At 65.8% G+C, this 22,337-nt stretch carries 19 protein-coding genes; 7 read left to right on the top strand and 12 right to left on the bottom strand.

The window, feature by feature from the left end:
• Position 1: 1 nt before the first annotated feature.
• From KVT39_RS22805 to KVT39_RS22790, 4 genes are all read right to left on the bottom strand, one after another.
• On the bottom strand, positions 2–2,065 hold the full coding sequence (locus KVT39_RS22805; protein ID WP_034180747.1) for an NADH:flavin oxidoreductase: 2,064 nt from the start codon (positions 2,063–2,065) through the stop codon (positions 2–4).
• Between the two features lie 68 nt (positions 2,066–2,133).
• On the bottom strand, positions 2,134–2,667 hold the full coding sequence (locus KVT39_RS22800) for a DUF5943 domain-containing protein (protein WP_105391701.1): 534 nt from the start codon (positions 2,665–2,667) through the stop codon (positions 2,134–2,136).
• 140 nt (positions 2,668–2,807) lie between these two features.
• Positions 2,808–3,779: a dipeptidase gene (locus KVT39_RS22795; protein WP_034180748.1), complete on the bottom strand. Its 972-nt coding sequence runs from the start codon at positions 3,777–3,779 to the stop codon at positions 2,808–2,810.
• A gap of 33 nt (positions 3,780–3,812) precedes the next feature.
• Entirely contained in the window at positions 3,813–5,087 is a 1,275-nt protein-coding gene (locus KVT39_RS22790) for a serine hydroxymethyltransferase (protein ID WP_072441970.1), read from the bottom strand.
• A 447-nt stretch (positions 5,088–5,534) separates the two neighbouring features.
• On the opposite strand from KVT39_RS22790, the gene KVT39_RS22785 reads away from it, so the two are divergent.
• Complete coding sequence (locus tag KVT39_RS22785; RefSeq protein WP_217590254.1) at positions 5,535–6,560, top strand: GlxA family transcriptional regulator; 1,026 nt, start codon at positions 5,535–5,537, stop codon at positions 6,558–6,560.
• Between the two features lie 50 nt (positions 6,561–6,610).
• Here the strand turns inward: KVT39_RS22785 and KVT39_RS22780 are convergent, their stop codons facing one another.
• Complete coding sequence (locus tag KVT39_RS22780) at positions 6,611–6,790, bottom strand: hypothetical protein (RefSeq protein ID WP_152603914.1); 180 nt, start codon at positions 6,788–6,790, stop codon at positions 6,611–6,613.
• A 488-nt stretch (positions 6,791–7,278) separates the two neighbouring features.
• Between KVT39_RS22780 and KVT39_RS22775 the strand changes: the two genes are divergently transcribed.
• The 4 genes from KVT39_RS22775 to KVT39_RS22760 are packed head-to-tail and all read left to right on the top strand — an operon-like array spanning position 7,279 to position 9,591.
• Positions 7,279–7,941 (top strand): hypothetical protein, encoded by a 663-nt coding sequence (locus KVT39_RS22775; RefSeq protein WP_254640607.1) that lies wholly within the window; start codon positions 7,279–7,281, stop codon positions 7,939–7,941.
• 10 nt (positions 7,942–7,951) lie between these two features.
• Positions 7,952–8,488 carry a PAAR domain-containing protein gene (locus KVT39_RS22770; RefSeq protein ID WP_175747110.1) on the top strand — a complete coding sequence of 179 codons (537 nt, stop codon included), beginning with the start codon at positions 7,952–7,954 and terminating at the stop codon, positions 8,486–8,488.
• A gap of 4 nt (positions 8,489–8,492) precedes the next feature.
• Positions 8,493–9,140 (top strand): M35 family metallo-endopeptidase, encoded by a 648-nt coding sequence (locus tag KVT39_RS22765; protein ID WP_217590253.1) that lies wholly within the window; start codon positions 8,493–8,495, stop codon positions 9,138–9,140.
• The gene (locus KVT39_RS22760) at positions 9,127–9,591 is read left to right on the top strand and encodes a hypothetical protein (protein WP_244099518.1); all 465 of its coding nucleotides are present in this window, start codon (positions 9,127–9,129) and stop codon (positions 9,589–9,591) included. Before KVT39_RS22765 ends, KVT39_RS22760 begins: the two co-directional genes overlap by 14 nt.
• A gap of 130 nt (positions 9,592–9,721) precedes the next feature.
• Here the strand turns inward: KVT39_RS22760 and KVT39_RS22755 are convergent, their stop codons facing one another.
• On the bottom strand, positions 9,722–11,134 hold the full coding sequence (locus tag KVT39_RS22755) for a discoidin domain-containing protein (protein ID WP_217590252.1): 1,413 nt from the start codon (positions 11,132–11,134) through the stop codon (positions 9,722–9,724).
• Positions 11,135–11,402: 268 nt separating this feature from the next.
• Between KVT39_RS22755 and KVT39_RS22750 the strand changes: the two genes are divergently transcribed.
• Positions 11,403–12,824, top strand: a complete 1,422-nt coding sequence (locus tag KVT39_RS22750) for a PLP-dependent aminotransferase family protein (protein WP_105391709.1) — start codon at positions 11,403–11,405, stop codon at positions 12,822–12,824.
• 262 nt (positions 12,825–13,086) lie between these two features.
• The gene (locus KVT39_RS22745; RefSeq protein WP_217590251.1) at positions 13,087–13,857 is read left to right on the top strand and encodes a hypothetical protein; all 771 of its coding nucleotides are present in this window, start codon (positions 13,087–13,089) and stop codon (positions 13,855–13,857) included.
• Positions 13,858–14,000: 143 nt separating this feature from the next.
• On the opposite strand, the gene fdhA is transcribed toward KVT39_RS22745, so the two are convergent.
• The 6 genes from fdhA to KVT39_RS22715 form a co-directional block, all read right to left on the bottom strand.
• Positions 14,001–15,197, bottom strand: a complete 1,197-nt coding sequence (gene fdhA / locus KVT39_RS22740; RefSeq protein ID WP_027781331.1) for a formaldehyde dehydrogenase, glutathione-independent — start codon at positions 15,195–15,197, stop codon at positions 14,001–14,003.
• Positions 15,198–15,450: 253 nt separating this feature from the next.
• Positions 15,451–16,641, bottom strand: a complete 1,191-nt coding sequence (locus KVT39_RS22735) for an HlyD family efflux transporter periplasmic adaptor subunit (protein WP_105391712.1) — start codon at positions 16,639–16,641, stop codon at positions 15,451–15,453.
• The gene (locus KVT39_RS22730; protein WP_217590250.1) at positions 16,641–18,485 is read right to left on the bottom strand and encodes an efflux transporter outer membrane subunit; all 1,845 of its coding nucleotides are present in this window, start codon (positions 18,483–18,485) and stop codon (positions 16,641–16,643) included. The genes KVT39_RS22735 and KVT39_RS22730 overlap by 1 nt, the downstream gene beginning before the upstream one ends.
• Before the next feature lie 8 nt (positions 18,486–18,493).
• Positions 18,494–19,432, bottom strand: a complete 939-nt coding sequence (locus tag KVT39_RS22725) for a glycosyltransferase family 2 protein (RefSeq protein ID WP_105391714.1) — start codon at positions 19,430–19,432, stop codon at positions 18,494–18,496.
• Positions 19,433–19,442: 10 nt separating this feature from the next.
• Positions 19,443–21,044, bottom strand: a complete 1,602-nt coding sequence (locus tag KVT39_RS22720) for a DHA2 family efflux MFS transporter permease subunit (RefSeq protein ID WP_217590249.1) — start codon at positions 21,042–21,044, stop codon at positions 19,443–19,445.
• Positions 21,041–22,324, bottom strand: a complete 1,284-nt coding sequence (locus tag KVT39_RS22715; RefSeq protein ID WP_217590248.1) for a glycosyltransferase — start codon at positions 22,322–22,324, stop codon at positions 21,041–21,043. The genes KVT39_RS22720 and KVT39_RS22715 overlap by 4 nt, the downstream gene beginning before the upstream one ends.
• Between the last annotated feature and the right edge of the window lie 13 nt (positions 22,325–22,337).

Here is a 22,337-nt window from a genome sequence, read left to right as displayed (position 1 = left end):
TTCAGAAATCCTTCACGAGACGCAGCGAGTCGTAGATCGCGCCGTGGACGTTGTGCATCGAGATGCAGTCGCCGACACGGAACAGCAGGAAACGGCCGTTGCCGAGTTCTTCCGACAGGCACGGCTGCGGCTCGGCCGCGAACAGCGTGTGCGGATCGATCTGGCCGCGGTTCAGCGATTCCGGCTTGAGCTTCCAGTACAGCTCGTCGTTCGGCGACGAACCGTTCTCGATCACCACCTGGTCGACCGCACGCTCTTCCAGTTCTTCCGTGTACTCGTTGCGCAGCACGGCGATCTTCTTGCCGTCTTCTTCATAGACGCGGTCGAGCATCGTGTTCGGCGTCGGGATCACGCCGAGCGCGTACAGGCGGCGATAGAAGATCGGGAACGTCGTGCCGCCGCAATCGTCGGCCACCTTCACGTCCGGCGTGACGACCTCGACCTTCGAGCCGCGGCTCGCCATGAAGTCGGCCACGCCCGCGCCCGCATGAGTGCTCACGCCATCGAACAGCAGCACGTTCTGCTTCGGCTCGACCTTGCCGGTCAGGATGTCCCACGAGCTGACGGCCAGGCCTTCGGCCACGCCCCAACCGGGCACCTGCCACGTGAAGCTCGAACCGCCCGTCGCGAGCACGACGATGTCCGGCTTCTCGGCCATGATCATCTTCTCGTCGGCGGCGACGCCCAAGCGGCGGTCGACACCCAGGCGCTTGGTTTCCATGTCGAACCAGCGGATGATCCCCGACATCTGTTCGCGCTGCGGCGCCTTCGCGGCGATCATCACCTGACCGCCCACTTCCGCGTTCTTCTCGAACAGCACGACGTCGTGGCCGCGCAGCTTCGCGACGCGCGCCGCCTCCAGGCCCGCCGGGCCGGCGCCCACCACCACCACCTTGCGCTTCGGGCCGCGCGACTTCTCGATGATGTGCGGCATCGTCGCTTCGCGCGACGTCGCGGCGTTTTGAATGCACAGCACGTCGAGGCCGTTGTACTGGCGGTCGATGCAGTAGTTCGCGCCGACACACTGCTTGATTTCGTCCTCGCGGCCGTCGCGGATCTTGATCACCATGTGCGGATCGGCGATCTGCGCGCGCGTCATGCCGACCAGGTCGATCATGCCGTTCGCGAGCAGGCGCTCGGCCTGGCCCGCATCGCGGATGCTCTGCGCGTGCATCACCGGAATCTTCACGACCGACTTGATGCCGGCCGCGAGGTGCACGAACGGCTCCGGCGGCAATGCCATCGGCGGCATGCAGTTGGCGATCGTGTTGTGCGTGTCGCCGCCCGAGCCGACCACGCTCAGGTAGTCGATCAGGCCCGTCTCCGACATCGCCTGCGCGATTTCCTTCAGCGCTTCGTGATCGAGGCCGTCCTCGTGGAATTCGTCGCCGCACATGCGCAGGCCGACGCAGAAATCCTTGCCGACCGCCTCGCGCACCGCCGTCAGCACCTCGATGCCGAAGCGCAGGCGGTTCTCCAGGCTACCGCCCCATTCGTCGGTGCGGTGGTTCGAGCGCTTGCTCCAGAACTGGTCGATCAGGTGCTGGTGAGCGGCCGAGATTTCGATGCCGTCCATGCCCGCGGCCTTCACGCGCTTCGCGGCTGCAGCGAAATCGCCGATGATGCGGCGGATTTCCTCGATCTCGATGATCTTCGCGTTGCCGCGGTGCACCGGCTCGCGCACGCCCGACGGCGACATCAGGTGCGGCCAGTGCTCGCCGTGGAACGACGAGCGGCGGCCCATGTGCGTCGCCTGGATCATGATCTTCGCGCCGTGCTTGTGCATCGTGTCGGCGAGACGCGTGAGCGGATCGATGATCTTGTCGTTCGACAGGTTCACCGATTTCCACCAGCCCTGTGGGCTGTCGATCGACACCGGGCTCGACCCGCCGCAGATCGCGAGGCCGACGCCACCCTTCGCCTTTTCTTCGTAGTACCGGATATAGCGGTCGCCCGGCAGGCCGCCCGGCTCGGCATACACCTCCGCGTGCGCGGTGCTGACGATCCGGTTGCGCAGCGTCAGCTGGTTCAGCTGCATGGGTTTGAACAGGTGGGGATAACGCATCGCTGGCGACCTCTGGCGTTCGAATGTCTCGTGTTGCAGGTGTTGTTCGGTGTCGGTGAATCAGTGCATCAATGCGCGATCGGCGACACTTCGAAGATGCAGTGGTCGTGATGCTCGGCCGCGCACTGCACTTCCTTCGATTGCGCGCGCGGCGCGCCCTTGCCTTCCGGCGTCGTGTCGTTGACCCAGTCCATCGCACCGGCGAACCAGCCGGCGAACATGTAGCAGAGCTTGCCTTCCTTGCCCGGCTGCTGGAGCACGAACGACGAGTGGCGCAGCTCGATCTTCGCGCGCGCGCTGGCCGGATCGGCCTCGATGATCGAGAACAGGCCCCAGCCGCGCTGCGACAGGCGCTTCAGGTAGTGCTCGAACACGGCCATGCCGGTCAGGCCGTGCAGCTTCGCTTCCTTGTCGCACCAGTGGTATGCGGATTTGTAGCCGGCCTTGTAGAGGATCTCGGCATACGCTTCGACGCCGAGCGCTTCCTCGACCGCGACGTGGTTGTTCGTGAAGAAGTGGCGCGGCACGTACAGCATCGGCAGCGCGTCGGTGGTCCAGACGCCGGTATCGGGATCGACGTTGATCGGCAGTTGCGGTTGCATCGTGGTGACTCCGTGAGGAAAATGGCCGCGCGTCTCGGCGCGCAGGCATGACATCGTCCGCGTGCCCGCGCGGCTTGCGCGGGCACGTCCCGATTCTTTTTAGTGTTGAAGCTCTGGAGCTGGTCCGCCCGGCGTGGCGCTTACGCGCCCCACACGTCCTTGAACACGCGCACCCAGTTCTCGCCCATGATCTTGCGGATGCGCGACTCCTTCCAGCCCGCGCGTTCCATCGCCGCGGTCAGGTTCGGGAATTCGCCGATCGTGCGGATGCCGTCCGGGTTGATCACCTTGCCGAAGTTCGTCAGCTGGCGATAACGACCCTTGTCATGCGTCAGCATGTCGAAGAATTCCTTCGCGAAATCCTGCGTGAAGTCCGTGCCGATGCCGACCGCGTCTTCGCCGATCAGGTTCACGACGTAGTCGATCGCCTCGATGTAGTCGTCGATCGTCGCCTCGATCCCGCGCTTCAGGAACGGCGCGAACATCGTCACGCCGACGAAGCCGCCCGCATCGGCGATCTCCTTCAGCTGCTCGTCGCTCTTGTTGCGCGGATGCTCCTTCAGGCCCGACGGCAGGCAGTGCGAATAGCACACCGGCTTCTTCGAGAACGCGATCGCTTCCGACGACGTGTTGCCGCCCACATGCGACAGGTCGACCATGATGCCGACGCGGTTCATCTCGGTGATCACTTCGCGGCCGAAGTCCGACAGCCCGCCGTCGCGCTCGTAGCAGCCCGTGCCGACCAGGTTCTGCGTGTTGTAGCAAAGCTGCACGACGCGCACGCCCATGTCGTGGAACGCCTCGATGTAGCCGAGGTTGTCCTCGAACGCATGCGCGTTCTGGAAGCCCAGGATGATCCCGGTCTTGCCTTCCTGCTTCGCGCGGAAGATGTCGTCCGTCGTGCGCACCAGCGTCAGCAGTTCGCCGTTGTCGCGGATCTTCTTCTTCATCACGCCGATGTTGTCGACGGTCTTGGTGAAGTTCTCCCACACCGACACCGTGCAGTTCGCGGCCGTGATGCCACCCTTGCGCATGTCTTCGAACACCGGCTTCTCGAACTTCGAGATGTTCAGTCCGTCGATGATGATGCTGTCCTGATGCAGCGTGCTCATATCTGCCTCTCGCTTGAGTCTTGTCGGTGTCGATCAGTAAATCGGGAAGCGCTCGCAGAGCGCGAAGATCTCGCGGCGCACGCGCTGTTCGGTCGCGTGATCGCCTTCCGGGTTCGCGCGCAGCGCGTCGAACACTTCGAGGATCAGGCGGCCCACTTCGCGGAACTCCGCGACGCCGAAGCCGCGCGTCGTGCCGGCCGGCGTGCCGAGGCGGATGCCCGACGTGACGGTCGGCTTCTCGGTGTCGAACGGGATGCCGTTCTTGTTGCAGGTGATGCCCGCGCGCTCCAGCGCCTGTTCGACCGGCGCACCCTTCAGGCCCTTCGGGCGCAGGTCGACCAGCAGCAGGTGGTTGTCGGTGCCGCCCGTGACGAGATCGACGCCGCCGGCCTTCAGCACTTCGCCGAGCGCCTGCGCGTTCGCGAGCACGTTGTCGATGTAGGTCTTGAAGTCTGCGTGCAGCACTTCGCCGAACGCGACGGCCTTGCCGGCGATCACGTGCATCAGCGGGCCGCCCTGCAGGCCGGGGAACACGGCCGAGTTGATCTTCTTCGCGATGTCCTCGTCGTTGGTCAGCACGAAGCCGCCGCGCGGGCCGCGCAGCGTCTTGTGCGTGGTCGACGTGACGACGTGCGCATGCTCGACCGGGTTCGCGTGTCGGCCCGCGGCGATCACGCCCGCGATGTGCGCCATGTCGACCATCAGCTTCGCGCCGACGCTGTCGGCGATCGCGCGGAAGCGCGCGAAGTCGAGCGCACGCGGATACGCCGAGAAGCCGGCGATGATCAGGTTCGGCTTGTGCTCGTGAGCGAGCGCCTCGACCTGGTCGTAATCGATCAGCATCGTGTCGCGGTTCACGCCGTACTGAACGGCGTTGAACCACTTGCCCGACAGCGCCGGCTTCGCGCCGTGCGTCAGGTGGCCGCCCGCATCGAGCGACATGCCGAGCACCGTGTCGCCCGGCTTGGCCAGCGCGAGCATCACCGAGCCGTTCGCCTGCGCGCCCGAGTGCGGCTGCACGTTCGCATAACCGGCATTGAAGATCTGCTTCACGCGTTCGATCGCGAGCGCCTCGACTTCGTCCGCGAATTCGCAGCCGCCGTAGTAGCGCTTGCCGGGATAGCCTTCCGCGTACTTGTTGGTCAACACCGAGCCCTGCGCTTCGAGTACGGCGCGCGACACGATGTTTTCCGACGCGATCAACTCGACCTGCGACTGCTGACGCTCGAGTTCCTTCAGGATGGCGCTGCGCACCGGCGCGTCGCGCTCGGCAAGGGGCTGCGAGAAGAAAGACTGGGTGTTCGACATAGTGCGTCCGTGACGAAGAATAAAGGGCTGAAACCGAAGCTCAAGGCCCGCCCTGCCTGGGTTTCCTGCTTGTCCAGTGCAAGGCTGCCGACGGCTCTATTCTTGTCGTTCGGATTTTCGGCGGATTGATGAATTTAGACGCGTTCTTTGCCTTTTCCGCCATGCGCGTCCGTTTTATACAAGTGACCGGTCGTGCTTTTTCGAATGACCGATGAAATTCGCGGCGCCCGTTCACCTATGAACAGGCACATCGGCGGTGCCACCGCCGCCCGGCGCAGGTGCAACGCGTCACGGGTTCGGTGCAGTGCAGCATGCCTTTGAGCCAAATCAACGAAAGCGGCTAGGGTTTAGCCGTATGGCACGCTTGTTGCACTCGCTCACACAATATCGCAGCCCGATCCGTGCTCTCCGGGCATAAAGCTATTAGAGATTCAAGGAACGCTCCCCATGTCGCCCGACCGCACAGCGTCGCTGTCTCACTTCGCGTTCATGCCTTTACCGAACTTCACGATGATCGCGTTCACCAATGCGATCGAGGTGCTTCGGATGGCGAACTATCTGAGCGGCCAGCCGCTCTACCGCTGGTCGGTGATCAGCCCGGAAGGCGGCCCTGTCACGGCGAGCAACGGCCTCACGGTCGACACGGGCCCGGCCGAATGCGTCGGGCAGCCCGACATCGTGTTCGTATGCGGCGGCGTCGACGTGCAGCGCGCGACCACGCCCGCCCATCTGTCGTCGCTGCGCCGCTTCGCGCGCATGGGGCTACCGCTCGGCAGCCTGTGCACGGGCACCTATGCGCTCGCGAAGTCGGGGCTGCTCGCGGGCTACGCATGCGCAATCCACTGGGAGAACATGTCGGCGCTGAAGGAAGAGTTTCCGGATACGCGCTTCCTGAAGGAACTGTTCGTGATCGACCGCGACCGCATCACGTGCACGGGCGGCGTCGCGCCGCTCGACATGATGCTGAACCTGATCGCCGCGCGCGTGGGCACCGCGCGCGTCACGCAGATCGCCGAGCAGTTCATCGTCGAACACGTGCGCGATACCAGCGCGCAGCAGCGCATGCCGCTCGTCGCGCGCCTCGGCTCGGCGAACAAGTCGCTGTTCGAAGTGATCTCTCTGATGGAGAACAACATCGAGGAGCCGCTGTCTCGCGAGGAGCTCGCGCGACTCGCGAACATGTCGCAGCGGCAATTGCAGCGGCTGTTCCGCGAACATCTCGGGATGACGCCGACGCACTACTACCTGACGCTGCGGCTGCGCCGCGCGCGCGAGCTGCTGCTGCAGACCGACATGTCGATCATGCACATCACGATGGCGTGCGGCTTCCAGTCGGCGTGCCACTTCAGCAAGAGCTATCGCGACGCGTTCGGCGTCGCGCCGACAAGGGAGCGCCGCAAGCAGGTCGCGCCGCTCGCGCAGGGTGCGGCCAGTGCGAGCCCGGCGTTTCCGGCGCATGTGCTGCATGCGTGAAGCGCGCGCTGCGCCGTAAACGATCATGCGGTCGTGAATCCTGATGCCGTTCAGTTAATCAACTGAACGGCATTTTCGTTTGAGAGAAGGCGTTCTCCGGAGATCCGGGCGGCGCCGATCAGCGTCGCCCGTCCAAGCCCGGAAATTTCCGAAAGCAGAAATTCCGCGTCCATCATCTGATCGCATACACCATCGCCCGGCGCGACGACAGGCGCAATCACATCGGCCATGCGTTCGCAGTCCGCTTGGAGTCGCAACCTCTCTGGCATCGAGCGCAGCGCGAACCTCGATTGAGTGAACAGGTCACAACGCCATCACGACCGCGTTGCGCACGCCGTTGGCTACGATTGATTCGTCGATGCGGCGCAGCGTGCCCATTTCCAGGTCGTCGCAGTCGCCGCCGATCCATTCCGCCGCACACGCTGAATATCAAGTCCCCAATGCGTTTCGTCGGCGCTCCATGAACCAAGTTGCAGCCACTTGTGGACATGCAGTGCCGACAGCAAACGATCAGATCCGAGATTGCGGCATACCGTCCCGTTCGGTTCACGGACGTCCATACTCGATCGATCGCTCATCCCTCACCTCGGCATTGCCGACCGTCAATTCATCTTGGCTTTAGTCGCATTCCTAACGATAAATCATACTCGTCCTATATACAAACCAATCGTTACCGGCGACCTTCCATAGCTCGTTCATACATAAGATGTCCGAGCCTATGACAGGAAAAGAACACGCCGATTGTCCGTATTTTCTTCACTCTTCGATCCCGATTTACGCGATGGTGCAGCAGCTACACACCGCGCAGATCCGTTCGCCCGATGCAACCGATCCAATGCATAGCGGCAAAATGCAAATGATCTGCACTGGCGATCCGTTCATTTGCACATACCTTTCGCCTCTTGACGCAGTCATGGGCTCCCGGGCACTCGTGCGCGGCGACGATCACTTTTGGCCGATCGATTTCCGGCAAGTCGATACCCGTCGCTTTATGAAACAGCATGGCCGACTGTCGGTCGCCGTGAACTATGCCTATGGAGCGACCAAGGGTCGCTTGGTGGTTTCCGATGCGGGTCATCCGCTAATGGCCTACACGTCTGCATCCTTCGATGTACCGGTCGAACATCGCGACCACTTCACTATCCACTTCCCCGATAGCGTGGTCGAACGCATCGAAACAGCGTATCTACGGGCCGGACTATCCGGGTTCAGCGAGACGCTTGACGCAATGGATACGTGGACCGCTGATCAGATAGCCGATGCAGAGGCCGAAGCACTGGCACATATGCCATCGACCATCGCTGTTGAAGGCGCTGCAATCGATCAATACGCGATCTATGACCCCGAGTCAGCCGATTGGATCTTTACCAACTTCGATTAAGGAAACGACCATGAGCCGACGAGCAGTCAGGAACGGCGACCCGACGACAACAGGCGGCGTCGTCATCGCCGTTACGTCAACGATGTTCAATCACGGCAAACAGGTCGCCCAGGATGGCGACAAGGCGACATGCGGAAATTGCGAGGGGACATTCCCGATAGTGGGCGGTGCGCAGCGCATGATTCATCACGGGCGACGTGTTGCTCTCGAGGGTGACGCCGTACTCTGTCCATGCGGGCAAAACCGACTGATCGCGGGTAGCGACAGCACGATCTTCTACGGGGGCGACGGCGGCCATAATGCGGCGAATCCGTTCGCCGCCCGTTCGACATACGCTCCCACGAGACACGCGCCTGGGTCGGGCATCCATGACGATCAGTTCGTGATCCGCGACGTGCGGACAAAGCAGCCGTTAAGCAACGTGCGCTATTGGATCAAGGATCGATCCGGGACCGTGCTTGCGTCCGGCGTGAGTGATCGGCACGGTTGTACCGCGCGCGTGCAGACCGAATACGCGCAGACTTTGAAGCTTGTAATCGAGGATTGAGAAGATGGGGAACCAAACTACCGTTGCCGAGACAACGACAAACACCATCGCCGGATCGCAGCAATTCGCCGACGTTGACTTGCGGCCGATCTGCGAAAACATGACCAACTCGGAATTCCGCAAGATGTTTGCAGTGGCACAAGGGCGTGCGGTCGATCGATTGACGATTCGCATCGCAGATTTGAAAAAGTGGTCAAAGAACGACAAGGATCGCGTGTTCAAGTGGTTCGGTCGAGACGACGAGAGAACGCGAATGCACTTGCTCACTGGCTTAACGAAGGTGCTTGGCATAGTTCGAGCATTCGACGAAAACAACGTCGTCCGCAGCGGCAGTGATGGCGATCTGGCGACGGGTTGCACGCCACATCCCCGCGGAACAGCCAATGAAGCCGCTCACGTGTGCGCGCCGGACACTGCGACACATACGATCGCGATCAGCGCACGATTCTGCACGATGCGCCCGTGGTCTGCGAATGCGGATTCTCACGTATCAACTATCATTCACGAAGCAACCCATTTCCACGACACGATGTCGTCAACCGATGACGAATACACGATTACCCCGTTGCTCCCCGGTTGGGGGCAATCAAATCCTGACTTGGCAATCAACAACGCCGACAGCATCGCGGGGTACGTCGTTGACATTGACTAAATTGCTAACTGCCGTCGCGCTCGCGTTGAGCTGCGCACATACGGCATTCGCGTGCGATGGTCCATCGAACTTGCCCGGCTGGGATTTTGATGTTCGATTCGACAATGATTCGAGTGACCTATCTATCGCCGAACTGGCGAAGCTGTCGGTGTGGTCAGCCGATATGCGCAATCGCTTTTCCATTGCCGATGTGGTCTCGGTTGTCGGTTTGGCGGAACCGACGGAGAAAGACCCGAAAGTCCTTGCTCAACGACGTGCAGCGAATGTCAAGGACGCATTGGATCAATTTTCGGTTCGAGGCGAACGAAATTCCGTCATCGCGCGAATCTACAAATTGCCGTTTCCCGCCAGCGAGTTTGACGATACCGGGCGGCGCGTCGAGATCACGTTCGGCCCCGGGTGTCCTGACCACTGTTGCCCGAACCTAAACCCGATACCTAAGACGCACTGACGTTACACGATGCAGTGACCGGCCCGCGCAAAGCGGGCCGTCTTCTTCCTGCCGTTCCAGCCTTCAACGATCGCCGCAGCAATGGGGGCGACACTCTACCGAGACATTGAAGGCCGCTTCCGGCTCGCGCTTACGATCCCCACACCTGCATTTCGTAGAGCGAATAGCCCCACTGCGTCGCGCGCTTCGTGCCGAGCATCCGCACGTAGCGGCCGCTTCCATTGAGGTTCGGCAGCGTGACGTGGCTATATGAACCGCCGTTGCTCGTCGAATAGATCGTCGTCCAGTTGACGTTGTCGTTCGACGTCTGGATCTGGTAGACGAGTGCGCCCGCATCCCAGTACAGATCGACGTGATCGATGTGCTTCGTCGCGCCGAGATCCACGGAGATCCATTGCGGATCGACACCGGTGCCTTCCGGCGAATCCCAGCGCGTGCTCGTGGTGTTGCCGTCGAACGCCTTGTCGGGTGTGAGCGACGCGTTGTAGCTCGCCGATGCGGCAGCCGGACGCCCTTGCGACAGCAGCGTCGGCTGCGCGGCGGCCGGGCCGCCGTAATAGCTCGACCCGAGCTTGGCCTTCGTCGTATCGGCATTCACGCCGAACTGCGACAGGCTCCAGCGCTGGCCGGTCGTCACGTCGCCGACGTAGAGCTGGTAGCCGCCCGCCGTCGTCGACGAGAAGAACAGGTAGTTCGTGCCGCTCACCGGCGCCGGATCCGAGTTGTTGCTCACGCAGTCGTTGAGCGACAACGCGTTCGGCGTCGACGCCGGGTCCGCGGTCTTCGCATAGATCTGGTCGGCCCCGCCGCTGTCTTTCCAGCGCGCGTAGAACACCATGCCGTCCGCACGCACGATCGGGTAGTACGTCTGCAGCCCGGCCGGACGATCGAACACGGCGGTCGCGCCGGTCGCGATCGTGCGCTTCATCAGGCCCATGCTCGAGCCGGTGCCGGTCGCGTAGTACACGGCGCTCGCATCCGGCGCGAGAAACGGCATCGAGTATTCGGCGCCGGCCGGTGCGTTCGTCAGGCTCACGACCGACGTGAACGCCGGGCCCGCGCTCGTGTACGACAGCGTGGCCTGCTTGACGTCGCCGTTCTGCTTGAACACGAGCGTCTTGCCGTCCGCGCTGAATTTCGGGTCCTCGTTGCGCGTGGCGCCCGTGCTGTTCGTCATGTTGACGGGCGGCGTGCCGGCACCGAGCCGCAGCATGAACACGTTCCATGCGCCGTTACTGATGCCCATGAACGCGAGCCACTTGCCGTCGGGGCTGAACACGCCGTTCATCGGATCGGTGATGCCCCACGTGCTCTTGCTCAGTTGCGTCAGCGTACGGGCCGAGAAATCGTAGAGGAACAGCTGGCTCGTGCCATCGCCATACTTCACGTAGCTGTGATAGACGAGCTTGCCGGTCAGCGCGGCGGGAAACGTCGTGTTCGGCTGGGCCGCGGGATTGCTGATGCAGGCCGCCGTGGCGGCGCCGTTGAACAGGTTGAGGGCGAGGCCGGCCACCAGGCCCGCGATGAGGGTCTTCGATTTCACGCTGAATGATTCCGGGTAAGGTAAGGACGCCGCAGACAAGGTCGCGCGCAGGACGCGCAAGGGTCACGGATCAGCCGCCGGGCAGCGTGGACTCCTTCATAGTCAGACGTCGGGAACAGAACTTGCGAGAGCATGCCCGCTTGTCAGACGAAAGAAAAGGATCAAAGTCCATCAAAAACTTGCGGATCAGCGATTGGGGCGCAATTGCGCGCGACGGGTGCCGTGCTACTCTTTTTTTCAGCAAGGCCCGAGCGGCCGGAGGGCTGGCATGAAGCGATATGCGGCGCTGGCGCAGACGATAGCCGACGCAATCCGGCGCGGCGACCTGGCGGCCGGTGCGCGCATCCCCACCGTGCGCGCTGCGTGCCGCGCGTATCGCGTGAGCCCGTCGACCGTGTTTCGCGCGTACTACGCGCTCGAAAGCGAGGGTCTGATCGTCGCGCGTGCGCGATCCGGTTATTTCGTTGCGAACCTCGAAGACAAACACGTACGGTTCGGTCACGATCCGCCGCGCAAGCCGGCCGCCGCACAACCCGGCGACGACGATCCGCTGTTCCGCCTGCTCGACTCCCTGAAGCACGAGGACATCGTCCCGCTCGGCTCGGCGTTCGCCAGCTATTCGCTGTTCCCGATGAGCAGCCTGTGGCGCTACGTGGCGTCGGCAGCCCGCAGCATGGACCGCACGACTCTGCTGTCCGGCCTGCCGCCCGGCAACGACGCGCTGCGCCGCCAGATCGCATTGCGCTACCTGAACGCGGGCGCGGCCTTGCCGATGGACGAGATCATCATCACGACCGGCGCGCTCGAAGCGCTGACGCTCAGCCTGCAGGCGCTGACGCGCCCCGGCGACATCGTCGCGATCGAGCGACCGGCATTCTACGCAGTGCTGCAGGCCGTGCAGCGCCTGCACCTGAAAGCCGTCGAGATCCCGGTCGACCCGCGCACCGGCCTCGATCTCGACGCGCTCGCCGAAGCGCTCGATACGCATCCGGTGCGCGCGTGCTGGTTCATGACGTCGTTCCACAATCCGACCGGCGCGACGTTGACCGACGAGCGCAAGCACGCGCTGATCGACCTGCTCGCGTCGCGCGGCGTTCCACTGATCGAGGACGACGTATACGGCGAGCTGCATTTCGGCACGACGCCCACGCGCCCCGCGAAACTGTATGACAACAGCGGGCTCGTCCTGCATTGCGGTTCGTTCTCGAAATGTCTCGCGCCCGGGTTCCGGATCGGCTGGGTCGCGGCCGGACGCTACGTGCGGCAGATCCGGCAGGCGACAGGCGCGAGCGCGCCGGCGGCCGACGTGCCCGCGCAGATGGCGATTTCGAGCTACCTGAGCGACGGCGGCTACGACCGCTTCCTGCGGAAACTGCGGCGCAATCTCGCCGCGCACCAGGCGCAGATGCTCGCCGCCGTTCGCGCGTATTTTCCGGACGGCACCGAAGTGTTCGCGCCGCGCGGCGGGTATTTCCTGTGGATCGAACTGCCGCCGCGCGTGGATGCGATGCACCTGTTCGGCGATGCGATGGAAAGCGGCGTCAGCATCGCGCCGGGGCCGATCTTTTCCGCGACCGGCGGATTCCGCCGTTATCTGCGGCTCAATTACGGCCGGCCGTGGACGCCCGCCGTCGAGCGCGCGATGGAAACCATCGGAACGCTGGCGGCCCGGCAGCGGCACGACGGTTAGCGCGGAACGTGTGGATCGCGACGACCGACATGCTCCTTGCGTTTCGCGCGCGAGCGACAAAGAATGAAGCGGAAGGCAGCCGCGGACGAACGTGTTCAACGCGTCCGATGTTATGGAGAATCATGTGAGCACCGCATGCGAACGACAGTCGACGACGCGCGCTCCGCTGGCTGACGGCGCGCGTGGATCGATTGCCGCGTTCGAAAAAAACACGCTCGTCGGCGACTGTTCGTCTCGTTAACGACACCTGCCGCTTCGAACCATGCGAGTCCTGCCCATCCGGAACATCCGCGCGCGCGATGCCTGGCGCGCCGTGCTGAACACGCGTGCCGAATCACGACATACCGCTTGCTGCCGCTGCAGGGCATGCGGCTTCGTGGCGTTTCGCGCACTCGAGCACTGCCCCGTCTGCGGCCGATGGAACTGGCCGTTCGATCCGATTCGCCGCGCATCGGACGACGCTCACACCACACGTGCGCCACGGTCCTTCCACACGTGGTCGTCGCGCGTCGCGCGTACGCTGCGCAACGCGGCCTTCCGGCAGCCTCGCGCATCGAGCGCACCGATCCTGAGCATCCTGACGCTCATGCTGCTGGTCGGCGGCTACGTGACGGCCGACCGGACGTGCAAGGCCGATCCCGTTTGTCGCGGCTCCGATCCGCCTGCCGCGTCAGCGGCCGAGTCCGGCCTCCATGCATCGCCCGATCCGGTGTTGCCGGTATTGCCGGTGCCCGTCTATCCGTTTCATTCGACTGACGGAACGCAACTGGCAGCCCATCCACAACGCGACGGCCCGAGCGCCGGCGAACCCGTAAACCGGATGCCGGTTGTGCAGGCCGCGCCGTCGATTCGCGAGCCCGGCCGAACCCACACCAAGGTAGTTCGCGTGAAAGACTGGCGACGCAGCCGCGATTCCGCGCATCGCACGCATGCGATCCGTCGGGTGAGCCTGCACACCGGTCACGGCCACGGCCACGCGCGGCGCAATGCATCCGACAAAGCCGACATCGCGAAGCTCTATGCCGGCCACTGAGCGTGCGGTCCTGCCGTTCGCGCCCACAGAAAAAACGGGCGGCCCGTTTCCGGAGCCGCCCGTTTTCGCGTTTCGCGTTTCGCGTTTCGCGTTTCGCGTTTCGCGTTTCGCGTTGCGCGTTGCGCGTGTCGAACGCTAGCGCATCAGGCCGCCAGCAACCCGTGCGGGTCGATGACGAATTTGCGCGGCGCGCCGCCGTCGAACTTCTTGTAGCCTTCCGGCGCCTGGTCGAGCGAGATCACTTCGACGTTGACGATCTTCGCGATCGGCAGCCGGTCGAACAGGATCGCCTGCATCAGGTTGCGGTTGTACTTCAGCACCGGCGTCTGGCCCGTGAAGAACGAATGCGACTTCGCCCAGCCGAGGCCGAAGCGGATGCTCAGGCTGCCGTGCTGCGCGGCCTTGTCCTTCGCGCCCGGATCGTCGGTCACGTACAGGCCCGGGATGCCGATCGCGCCGGCCGGCCGCGTGATTTCCATCAGCGAGTTCAGCACCGTCGCGGGCGCTTCCTCCGAGTGGCCCGACGAACCGTGGCCGTGCGCCTCGAAGCCGACGCAGTCGACCGCGCAATCGATCTCGGGCACGCCGAGAATCTGCTCGATCTGTTCGCCGAGCGATGCGTCCTTCGACAGGTCGACCGTCTCGAAGCCCATCGCCCTTGCGTGCGCGAGGCGCTCGGCATTCATGTCGCCGACGATCGTCACGGCCGCGCCGAGCAGGCGCGCCGATGCGGCCGCCGCCATCCCGACCGGGCCCGCGCCCGCGATATAGACCGTCGAGCCCGGCTTCACGCCCGCGCTCACCGCGCCGTGATAGCCGGTCGGCAAAATGTCGGACAGGCAGGTCAGATCGCGGATCTTCGCCATCGCCTGGTCGCGGTCGGGGAATTTCAGCAGGTTGAAATCGGCATACGGCACGAGCACGTATTCGGCCTGGCCGCCGATCCAGCCGCCCATGTCGACGTAGCCGTATGCACCGCCGGCACGCGACGGGTTCACGTTCAGGCACACGCCCGTATGCGTGTCCTTGCACATCGCACATCGGCCGCACGCGACGTTGAACGGCACGGACACGAGATCGCCGATCTTCAGCGTCTCGACGTCGCGGCCCACTTCGACCACTTCGCCCGTGATCTCGTGACCGAGCACGAGGCCGACCGGCGCGGTCGTGCGGCCGCGCACCATGTGCTGGTCGGAACCGCAGATGTTCGTGCTGACCACCTTCAGAATCACGCCGTGGCCGATCGCGCGGCCGCTCGGATCGACCATCTTCGGATAATCGATTTTCTGGACTTCGACCTGGCCCGGTCCAAGATAGACGACACCTCGATTGCTGCTCATCGTATTGTCTCCATGTCTCGTTGGATGGCGCGGCGGCACGCCGGCGAATGCGGCGCGCACGCAACGTGCTGTTCGAGAGTAGTCCGGGAGGCAGGGGCGCCGATGTCTCAAACGCGACATGCGTTTGAACGGCGCCGACATCGATGGCGGAAATACGAAAGTCGGGCGGGAAACGACGGGAAGGCAGTGTGCAGCGGGATATACCGGGGGGCGGACCGCCCATGGCGGCCTGCCCTCCACTTTTCGGCAGGCGTTACCCGCCCTGATTCTCCCGGATGATCGCCGCGGCGGCCGCTTCCGCCTCGCTCGCGACGCCGTCGTGCACGCGTGTGCTGACGGCCGGCGTCGGCGGCTCGCTGTCGAGCGCGTGGCCGTTGCGGTCGTGCGTGTCGACCGTCACGCGCATCGACAGCCCGACGCGCAGCGGATGCGCGGCGAGATCGCGCGGATCGATCGCGATCACGACCGGCACGCGCTGCACGACCTTGATCCAGTTGCCGGCCGCGTTCTGCGACGGCAGCATCGAGAACGCACTGCCCGTACCCGCCGAGAAGCCCTGCACGCGGCCGCGATAGGCGACGCGCGTGCCATAGAGATCCGACACGACCTCGACCGGCTGCCCGACGCGCATGTGGCGAATCTGCCCTTCCTTGAAATTCGCGTCGATCCACAGCCGGTTCAACTGCACGACCGACATCAACGGCACGCCGGGGCCGACCTGCTGGCCGACCTGCACCGAGCGTTGCCCGATCGTGCCGTCGACCGGCGCGACGATCGTCGTGCGCTTCAGGTTCCGGTACGCGAGCTTGAACTGCGCGGCCGCCTGCACGACGGCCGGGCTTTCGTCGACCGGCAGCTTGCTGCCGAGCGCACGCGCGGCATCGAGCTGCGCCTGCGCGGCCGCGAGATTCGCCTGCGCTCCGGCCACCGCCGCGCGCGCACGCGCCAGCTCCTCGGGCGCGACGATCTCGACCGACGCGCCCGAGCGCGCCGCGAACGCGCGCTGCGCGAGCGACAGGTCGGCGCGCCGTGCATTCACGGCCTCGACGTACATCGTGTTCGAGATCTTCGCGTTCGCGACCTGCCGCACGGCCTGCGCGAGCTGCGCCTTCGCCTGCGCGAACGCGACGGACGCCTCGGTGTCGTCGAGCCGCACGAGCGTCTGCCCGGCGCGCACGGCCTGCGTATCGGCGACCAGCACGTCGGTCACGGCGCCCGGAATCTGCGCGGCGACCTGCACGATGCTGCCCGCGACATACGCGTCGTCGGTGTCTTCGTAATAGCGGTCGCTCAACAGCCAGTACGCGATCCACGCGAGCGCGGCCAGCAGCACGACCGCGAAGAACACGGTGAAGCGCTTGCGACGCGTCGCGCGGCGCGCATCGAGTGCCGGATCGTTCAGCGCGGCCGGCTGCGCGGCGGTATGAAGGTTGTCGTGGTGCATCAGTCGCTTTGCGTAACGATCAGACGATCGTGCTGGAAGACGGGGATCGCCGGCATGACCGACGCGCCCGGCGCCGGGCTCGCCGATGCCGTGCGCGCGAGAACAGGCGTACCGCGAGGCGCCGCGCCGGGGTTGGTTGCACCGACCGTCGACGGACGCGCCGCGTCGTTGCGCGGTGCGGATGCCGAGGCGGCACTCGCCGTGCCGGTAGCCGGCGACACTGCCACGCTCCCCGAGCGCGCGTCGTTCGACGTACCCGCCGCCGCCCGGCTCGCGGCCGCGGCGGCACCAGTGGTCGCCGCACCGCGCCTCGCCGCCCCACTGCGTGCCTGATGCACGGCCGGTGCCTGCGCGACCGTTGCGCCCGCATCGAACCCGCCGCCGAGCGCGCCGATCAACCCGACGCGCAGCGTCCGCTGCCGGCCGAGCAGCGCGATCATCTGCGCGCGCTCGTCGATCAGCGTGAGATCCGCGACATCGACATCCTTCTGCATCAGCACGCCGCGCCGGTGGCGGTCGGCCGCGATCTGCACGATCTTCTGCGCGGCGGCCACCGCATCCTGCTGCTGCGCGACGAGCGTCTGCGACGTTTGCAGCGACGTGACGATCTGTGCGACCTGCCCGAGCGCGTCGTCGACGGTCTTGTTGTACAGCCCGATCGCGACGTCGGCCTGCGCGACATCCGCGCCGAGCTTCGCCTTCAACCGGCCGCGGTCGAAGATCGGCAGCGAGATCGCGGGGCCGACGGAGCCTGCGAGCGAATCGCGCGAGAACAACGATGCGGGTGTCAGCGCGAACACGCCGCCGAGCGCGACGAGGTTCACGTCCGGATAGAACTGCGCGCGCGTCGAATCGGCATTCGCGAACGCGGCTTCGACGCGCAGCCGCGCGGCGACGATGTCGGGCCGGCGGCCGAGCAGGTCGGCCGGCAGCCGCGCCGGCACGGCGTTCCCCGCGAACGCGCCGACGCGCGGCCGCTGCAGCGAGAGCCCGCGCTCGGGGCCGCGGCCAGACAGCACGCCGAGCTGCAGTTGCGCGAGCTTGATCTGCTCGTCGTTCAGCGCGATCTGTTCGAGCAGGCGGCTGCGCTTGATCGATGCATCGCTCGCGTCGTACGCGTTGTCGAGGCCGCGCGCGGTGCGCTCGCGCAGCACGGCCGTCACGCGCTGGCTGATCTTCAGCTTCTGTTGCAGCAGGTCGCGCACCGCGTACGCCTGGTCGAGCTGGCAGTACACGGTGACGATCGCGACGGCGAGCGTGAGCCGCACCTGTTCGGCCTCGACGCCGGCCGCATCGCGCAGCGACATCAGGCTCTTCGTCGCGGCGCGGTTCTTTCCCCACAGGTCGAGCTGGTAGTTCAGCCCGACGAACACCGACGACGGCGATACGTTCGGATCGCCGAATATCTCGACCGGCACGCGATAGCCGGCGGCCGTCACATCGGCGATGTCGCCGGGCTTCGGCATCCGCGCGCGGCTGACCGTGGCTCCTGCCGTGCCCGTCAGCCCCGTCAGCGAATCGAACTGCTGAAGCTGCGCCTGCGCGATCCGCAGCCGCGCCTGCGCGACCTGCAGATCGGGGTTGTTCTGCGATGCTTCCGCCACCAGTTCGTCGAGCTGCGGATCCTGCAACTGCTTCACCCAGTCGGGCGCGGGCCACGCGCCGTTCGCGCCGGGGCCGGCCGTGTGCGCGAGCGCATCGCCGGCCGGCGCGCGCAGCGACAGCGAAGGCAGGAAGCCCGACGGCACGCATCCGCCCAATGCGAGCAGCACGGCCGCCGCCGCGATCATCGAGCCGCGTTGCACGCCACACGCCAAACCCGCCGCTTTCTTCACACGCCGCATCGCGCCCCTCATCCCTGCTGAATGCGCTGCGCGCGTGCGGCCAGCCGCGGCCGCGTGCGTTCGAGCGGACCGAGCCGGCCGAACAGGCCATCGGCGACACCGAACAGGATGCCGGCGAGCTTCGCGCGCTTGTCGCGCTCGACGAGCGCGATCTGCACGACCTGCCACACGGTCAGCAGGTTCGGCACGATCGCCACCGGAAAGCGCAGCCCGTACTGCATCCCGAGCTGCACCGCATTGCGCGCGCTGTAGTAGCGCCGTTGCCACGAATGATTCATCGACGTCATTTCAAAAGGGCCGATCGCATGACGCTGCTTCGCGCCGATCCGGTGCGGCAGCACCAGCGACGGCACGACATAAAGCGGCACGTTGCGCGACAGTGCGCGGAAGCTGTATTCGGTATCGACGTGATCGATGAACAGCGTCTCGTCGAACCGGCCGAGCACGTCGAACGCGCCGCGCGATACGACGCAGCCCGACGAGATCAGGAACGCGCAGCGCTGCATCGGTGCACCCGGCTCGATGCGCAGGCGGCGCAGCCCGATCCCGTTGGTCGAGAGTTCGGGCAGGAAGCTGCGCGCGTTCTCGTCGAAGATGCGCGGGCCGGCCAGGAACGCACGCCCCGCGAGCCCCGCGCAGACATCGCGCATCGCCGGGAAATACGCGGCCGGCACCGACGAATCCTGGTCGAACAGCGCGACCGCATCGATGCGGTCGCGAAACAGCGCCGCGAGCCCCGCGTTGTATGCGCCCGCGATCCCGCCGCGGTTGCCGTGATGCAGCAGCGCGATGCCTTCGCGCGCGCACAGGTCGCGCGCCCGCGCATCGGGCTGCGGCGTGTTGTCGACGACGAGCAACGCGTCGCATGCGTGCCGCCATGCGCCAAGCGCTTCGAGCTGCGCGTCGCTCGGGTAATACAGGATCACGAGTGCGCCGAGTGTCGTCATGTTCGTCTCCTCAATGCCCGAAGGACGCCGCCGCGCCGCGCTTCGGCCGCGTCAGCCACATCATCGCGGCGAGCACGAGGCAGGTCATGCTCGCCATCCAGAACATGTCGTTCGTCGCCATCATGTAAGCCTGCTGCATCACGACCTGGTGCAGCGTCGTCAGCTCGCGCACGCCGTCCACGCCCATCGCGTTCAGCGTGTGCACGAAGCGCTGCGTGTTCGCCGACGCATGCGTGACGGATTGCGACACGACGTCGTAGTGATAGGTCGCACGGTTGTCCCACAGCGTCACGCTCATCGCGGTGCCGAACGCGGCCGACAGCGTGCGCAGGAAGTTCGACAGGCTCGACGCGGCGGCGAGCCGGTCGTCCGGAATCCGCGACAGCGTCGCGGCGGTCAGCGGAATGAAGAAGCACGGCAGCCCGATCCCCTGGATCAGCCCCGGCGCGGCGATCTGCGCGAACGTCATCTTCAGCGTGAAATGCGCGTCCCACGCGAGCACGGCCGCGAACACGAGGAAGCCGAACGTCGCGAGCACGCGCGCGTCGAAGCGGTGCGCATGCAGCCCGACGAGGATCGAGAACACGAGCGCGAGCACGCCGAGCGATGCCGTGGCGAGCCCGGCGTGAAACGCGTTGTAGCCCATCACGGCCTGCATCCACAGCGGGAACACGACGCCGACCACCGAGAAGCTCATCATCCCGAGCGAGATGATCAGCACGCAGAACGAGAACGTGCGGTCGCGAAACAGGCCGAGATCGACGACGGGGTGCGCTTCACCCGCCTCCCAGATCAGCAGCGACACGATCGCGAGCGCCGCGACCACCGCGAGCGTGACGATCAGCGGCGAATCGAACCAGCCGCGATCGTGGCCGAGATCGAGCATCGCCTGCAGCGAGCCGACGCCGATCACCAGCAGCACGATGCCCGGCACGTCGATCGGGCCGGCCGCGCCGCGCTGCGCGTCGGGGCGCAGCATCGCGGTGCACACCGCGAACGAGAACAACCCGATCGGCAAATTGATCAGGAAGATCCACGGCCACGAGAAGTTGTCGACGATCCAGCCGCCGACCACCGGCCCGAAGATCGGCGCAAGCAGCACCGTCATCGCCCACAGCGCGAGCGCGATCGTGCGCTTGTCCGGCGGGAACGCGCGCAGCAGGATCGTCTGCGACAGCGGCACCATCGGCCCCGAGCACAGCCCTTGCAGCGCGCGGCAGATCACCAGCACATGCAGGTCGCGCGCGAGCCCGCACAGCAGCGACGTCAGCGTGAACAGCAGCACCGCGCCGACGAACAGCCGCAATTCGCCGACGCGGCGCGCGAGCCAGCCGGTCAGCGGCACCGCGATCGCGGCCGCGACCGAATACGAACTGATCACCCACGTGCCCTGGCTGTTCGATACGCCGAGACTGCCGGAAATCGCCGGCACCGCGACGTTCGTCACGGTTGAGTCGAGCACCTCGATGAAGGTCGCGAGCGACAGCGCGAACGTCAGCAGCGCGAGCCGGATGCCGCGCACCGGCTGCGCGGCCGGCGCTGGCGCCAGGGCCAGCGCGTCGAATGCGGACGGCGCGCCGGGCGCATCGCGAAGCGGCGACGCGGTGCTCATGCGCCGGCCACCGCGACATCGGCCCGCACGATCGCCCGCCCGCGCTTCGGCGCGAACCGTTCGATGAAATCGGCGGCCGCATGACAGCCGTCCGGTGCGGCGGCGAGCAGCGCACGCGCGCGCTCCGCATGCACCGCGAATGCGGGTTCGTCCAGCACGTGCGCCAGTGCCGCGCCGAGACGCGCGCCGTCGACGGGACCGTCGACGCGCACGCCGCAGCCGCTCACCGCGACGCGTTGCGCGTTGTCGAACTGGTCGTGCGCGAACGGCGTCACGACCTGCACGATCCCGGCCTCGTACGCGAGCGCCGCGGTGCCGATCCCGCCGTGATGCACGAGCGCGCGGCAACGCGGCAGCAGCGTGCGCATCGGCACGAAGCGGCGCACGAGCAACCGGTTGCCGTCCGGCGCGGCATCGTGCGGCGTCAACAGGATCCCGCGCGCGCCCGTCGCACGCAGCGCGTCCGCCACCGCGCGCGCATACGTCGCGTGATCGACGAGCGTCGAGCCGGCCGTGAACACGACCGGTGGCTCGCCGGCCGCAAGAAACGCATCGAGTTCCGCATCTTCGTCAGGCGCCGCGATGTCGTTGAACAACGGAAAACCGCTTTGCAGATGATTCGACGGCCAGTCGGGCTGCGGCGGCGCGAACCAGCCGGGAAACAGGCACAGCACGCCGTCGGTCGAATGCAGCCAGCGGCCGAGCACGCGCCGCGCGGGCGCGAGCCCGAGTTCGCGGCGCACCGCGTCGAGCGCGGGGCCGCATACGCGGTCGAGCACCTGCCGCTCGATCAGCGTCATCAGCGCCGCCTTCACCGGCAGCGGCCAGCGCGCGGGAATCGTCAGGCGCGGGTGCGTCGGCGGTGCATGCGCGGACAGCAGCGTCGACGGCGACACCTGCACCGACACGTAAGGCGTGCCGTGCAGCTCCTGCATGAAGCGCGCGGAGAACGCCCACAGCGTGCCGACGAGCACCGTATCGTCGTCGGTCAGCGCATGCAGCGCGTCGTAATGCGGGCGCAGCATCGGCGCGATCACCTGCCACAGCGTGCGGAACGACGTGCGCGGGTCCCACAGCGCGGGGTTCGCCATCGCGGCCTCGTATTCGGCCGCGGTGCCGACCGGCACGAATGCGAAACCGCAACGGCGCACGGCCGCCTCGAACGGCGCGTGCGTGCAGAACACGACGGCGTGACCGCGCGCCGCGAGCGTGCGCGCGACGCCGAGCAACGGATGCACGTCGCCCGCGGAACCGATCGCGGTCACGATCATCTTCGCCATCGCGCGCCTCGCG

The sequence above is a fragment of the Burkholderia sp. GbtcB21 genome (assembly GCF_019091065.1).
Taxonomy (GTDB): domain Bacteria; phylum Pseudomonadota; class Gammaproteobacteria; order Burkholderiales; family Burkholderiaceae; genus Burkholderia; species Burkholderia pyrrocinia_C.
Note: the sequence above shows the minus strand (reverse complement) of the source record. Positions and strands in the feature narration are given on the sequence as shown.

What these genes read in the sequence shown, in the direction of transcription:
- KVT39_RS22765 (WP_217590253.1), top strand. Translation starts at nt 8,493, where the DNA reads ATGGGGAACCAAACTACCGTTGCCGAGACAACGACAAACACCATCGCC.
- KVT39_RS22735 (WP_105391712.1), bottom strand. Translation starts at nt 16,641, where the DNA reads ATGCACCACGACAACCTTCATACCGCCGCGCAGCCGGCCGCGCTGAAC.
- KVT39_RS22745 (WP_217590251.1), top strand. Translation starts at nt 13,087, where the DNA reads ATGCGAGTCCTGCCCATCCGGAACATCCGCGCGCGCGATGCCTGGCGC.
- KVT39_RS22720 (WP_217590249.1), bottom strand. Translation starts at nt 21,044, where the DNA reads ATGAGCACCGCGTCGCCGCTTCGCGATGCGCCCGGCGCGCCGTCCGCA.
- KVT39_RS22770 (WP_175747110.1), top strand. Translation starts at nt 7,952, where the DNA reads ATGAGCCGACGAGCAGTCAGGAACGGCGACCCGACGACAACAGGCGGC.
- KVT39_RS22750 (WP_105391709.1), top strand. Translation starts at nt 11,403, where the DNA reads ATGAAGCGATATGCGGCGCTGGCGCAGACGATAGCCGACGCAATCCGG.
- KVT39_RS22775 (WP_254640607.1), top strand. Translation starts at nt 7,279, where the DNA reads ATGACAGGAAAAGAACACGCCGATTGTCCGTATTTTCTTCACTCTTCG.
- KVT39_RS22790 (WP_072441970.1), bottom strand. Translation starts at nt 5,087, where the DNA reads ATGTCGAACACCCAGTCTTTCTTCTCGCAGCCCCTTGCCGAGCGCGAC.
- KVT39_RS22785 (WP_217590254.1), top strand. Translation starts at nt 5,535, where the DNA reads ATGTCGCCCGACCGCACAGCGTCGCTGTCTCACTTCGCGTTCATGCCT.
- KVT39_RS22795 (WP_034180748.1), bottom strand. Translation starts at nt 3,779, where the DNA reads ATGAGCACGCTGCATCAGGACAGCATCATCATCGACGGACTGAACATC.
- KVT39_RS22730 (WP_217590250.1), bottom strand. Translation starts at nt 18,485, where the DNA reads ATGCGGCGTGTGAAGAAAGCGGCGGGTTTGGCGTGTGGCGTGCAACGC.
- KVT39_RS22715 (WP_217590248.1), bottom strand. Translation starts at nt 22,324, where the DNA reads ATGGCGAAGATGATCGTGACCGCGATCGGTTCCGCGGGCGACGTGCAT.
- KVT39_RS22805 (WP_034180747.1), bottom strand. Translation starts at nt 2,065, where the DNA reads ATGCGTTATCCCCACCTGTTCAAACCCATGCAGCTGAACCAGCTGACG.
- KVT39_RS22780 (WP_152603914.1), bottom strand. Translation starts at nt 6,790, where the DNA reads ATGGCCGATGTGATTGCGCCTGTCGTCGCGCCGGGCGATGGTGTATGC.
- KVT39_RS22800 (WP_105391701.1), bottom strand. Translation starts at nt 2,667, where the DNA reads ATGCAACCGCAACTGCCGATCAACGTCGATCCCGATACCGGCGTCTGG.
- fdhA (WP_027781331.1), bottom strand. Translation starts at nt 15,197, where the DNA reads ATGAGCAGCAATCGAGGTGTCGTCTATCTTGGACCGGGCCAGGTCGAA.
- KVT39_RS22725 (WP_105391714.1), bottom strand. Translation starts at nt 19,432, where the DNA reads ATGACGACACTCGGCGCACTCGTGATCCTGTATTACCCGAGCGACGCG.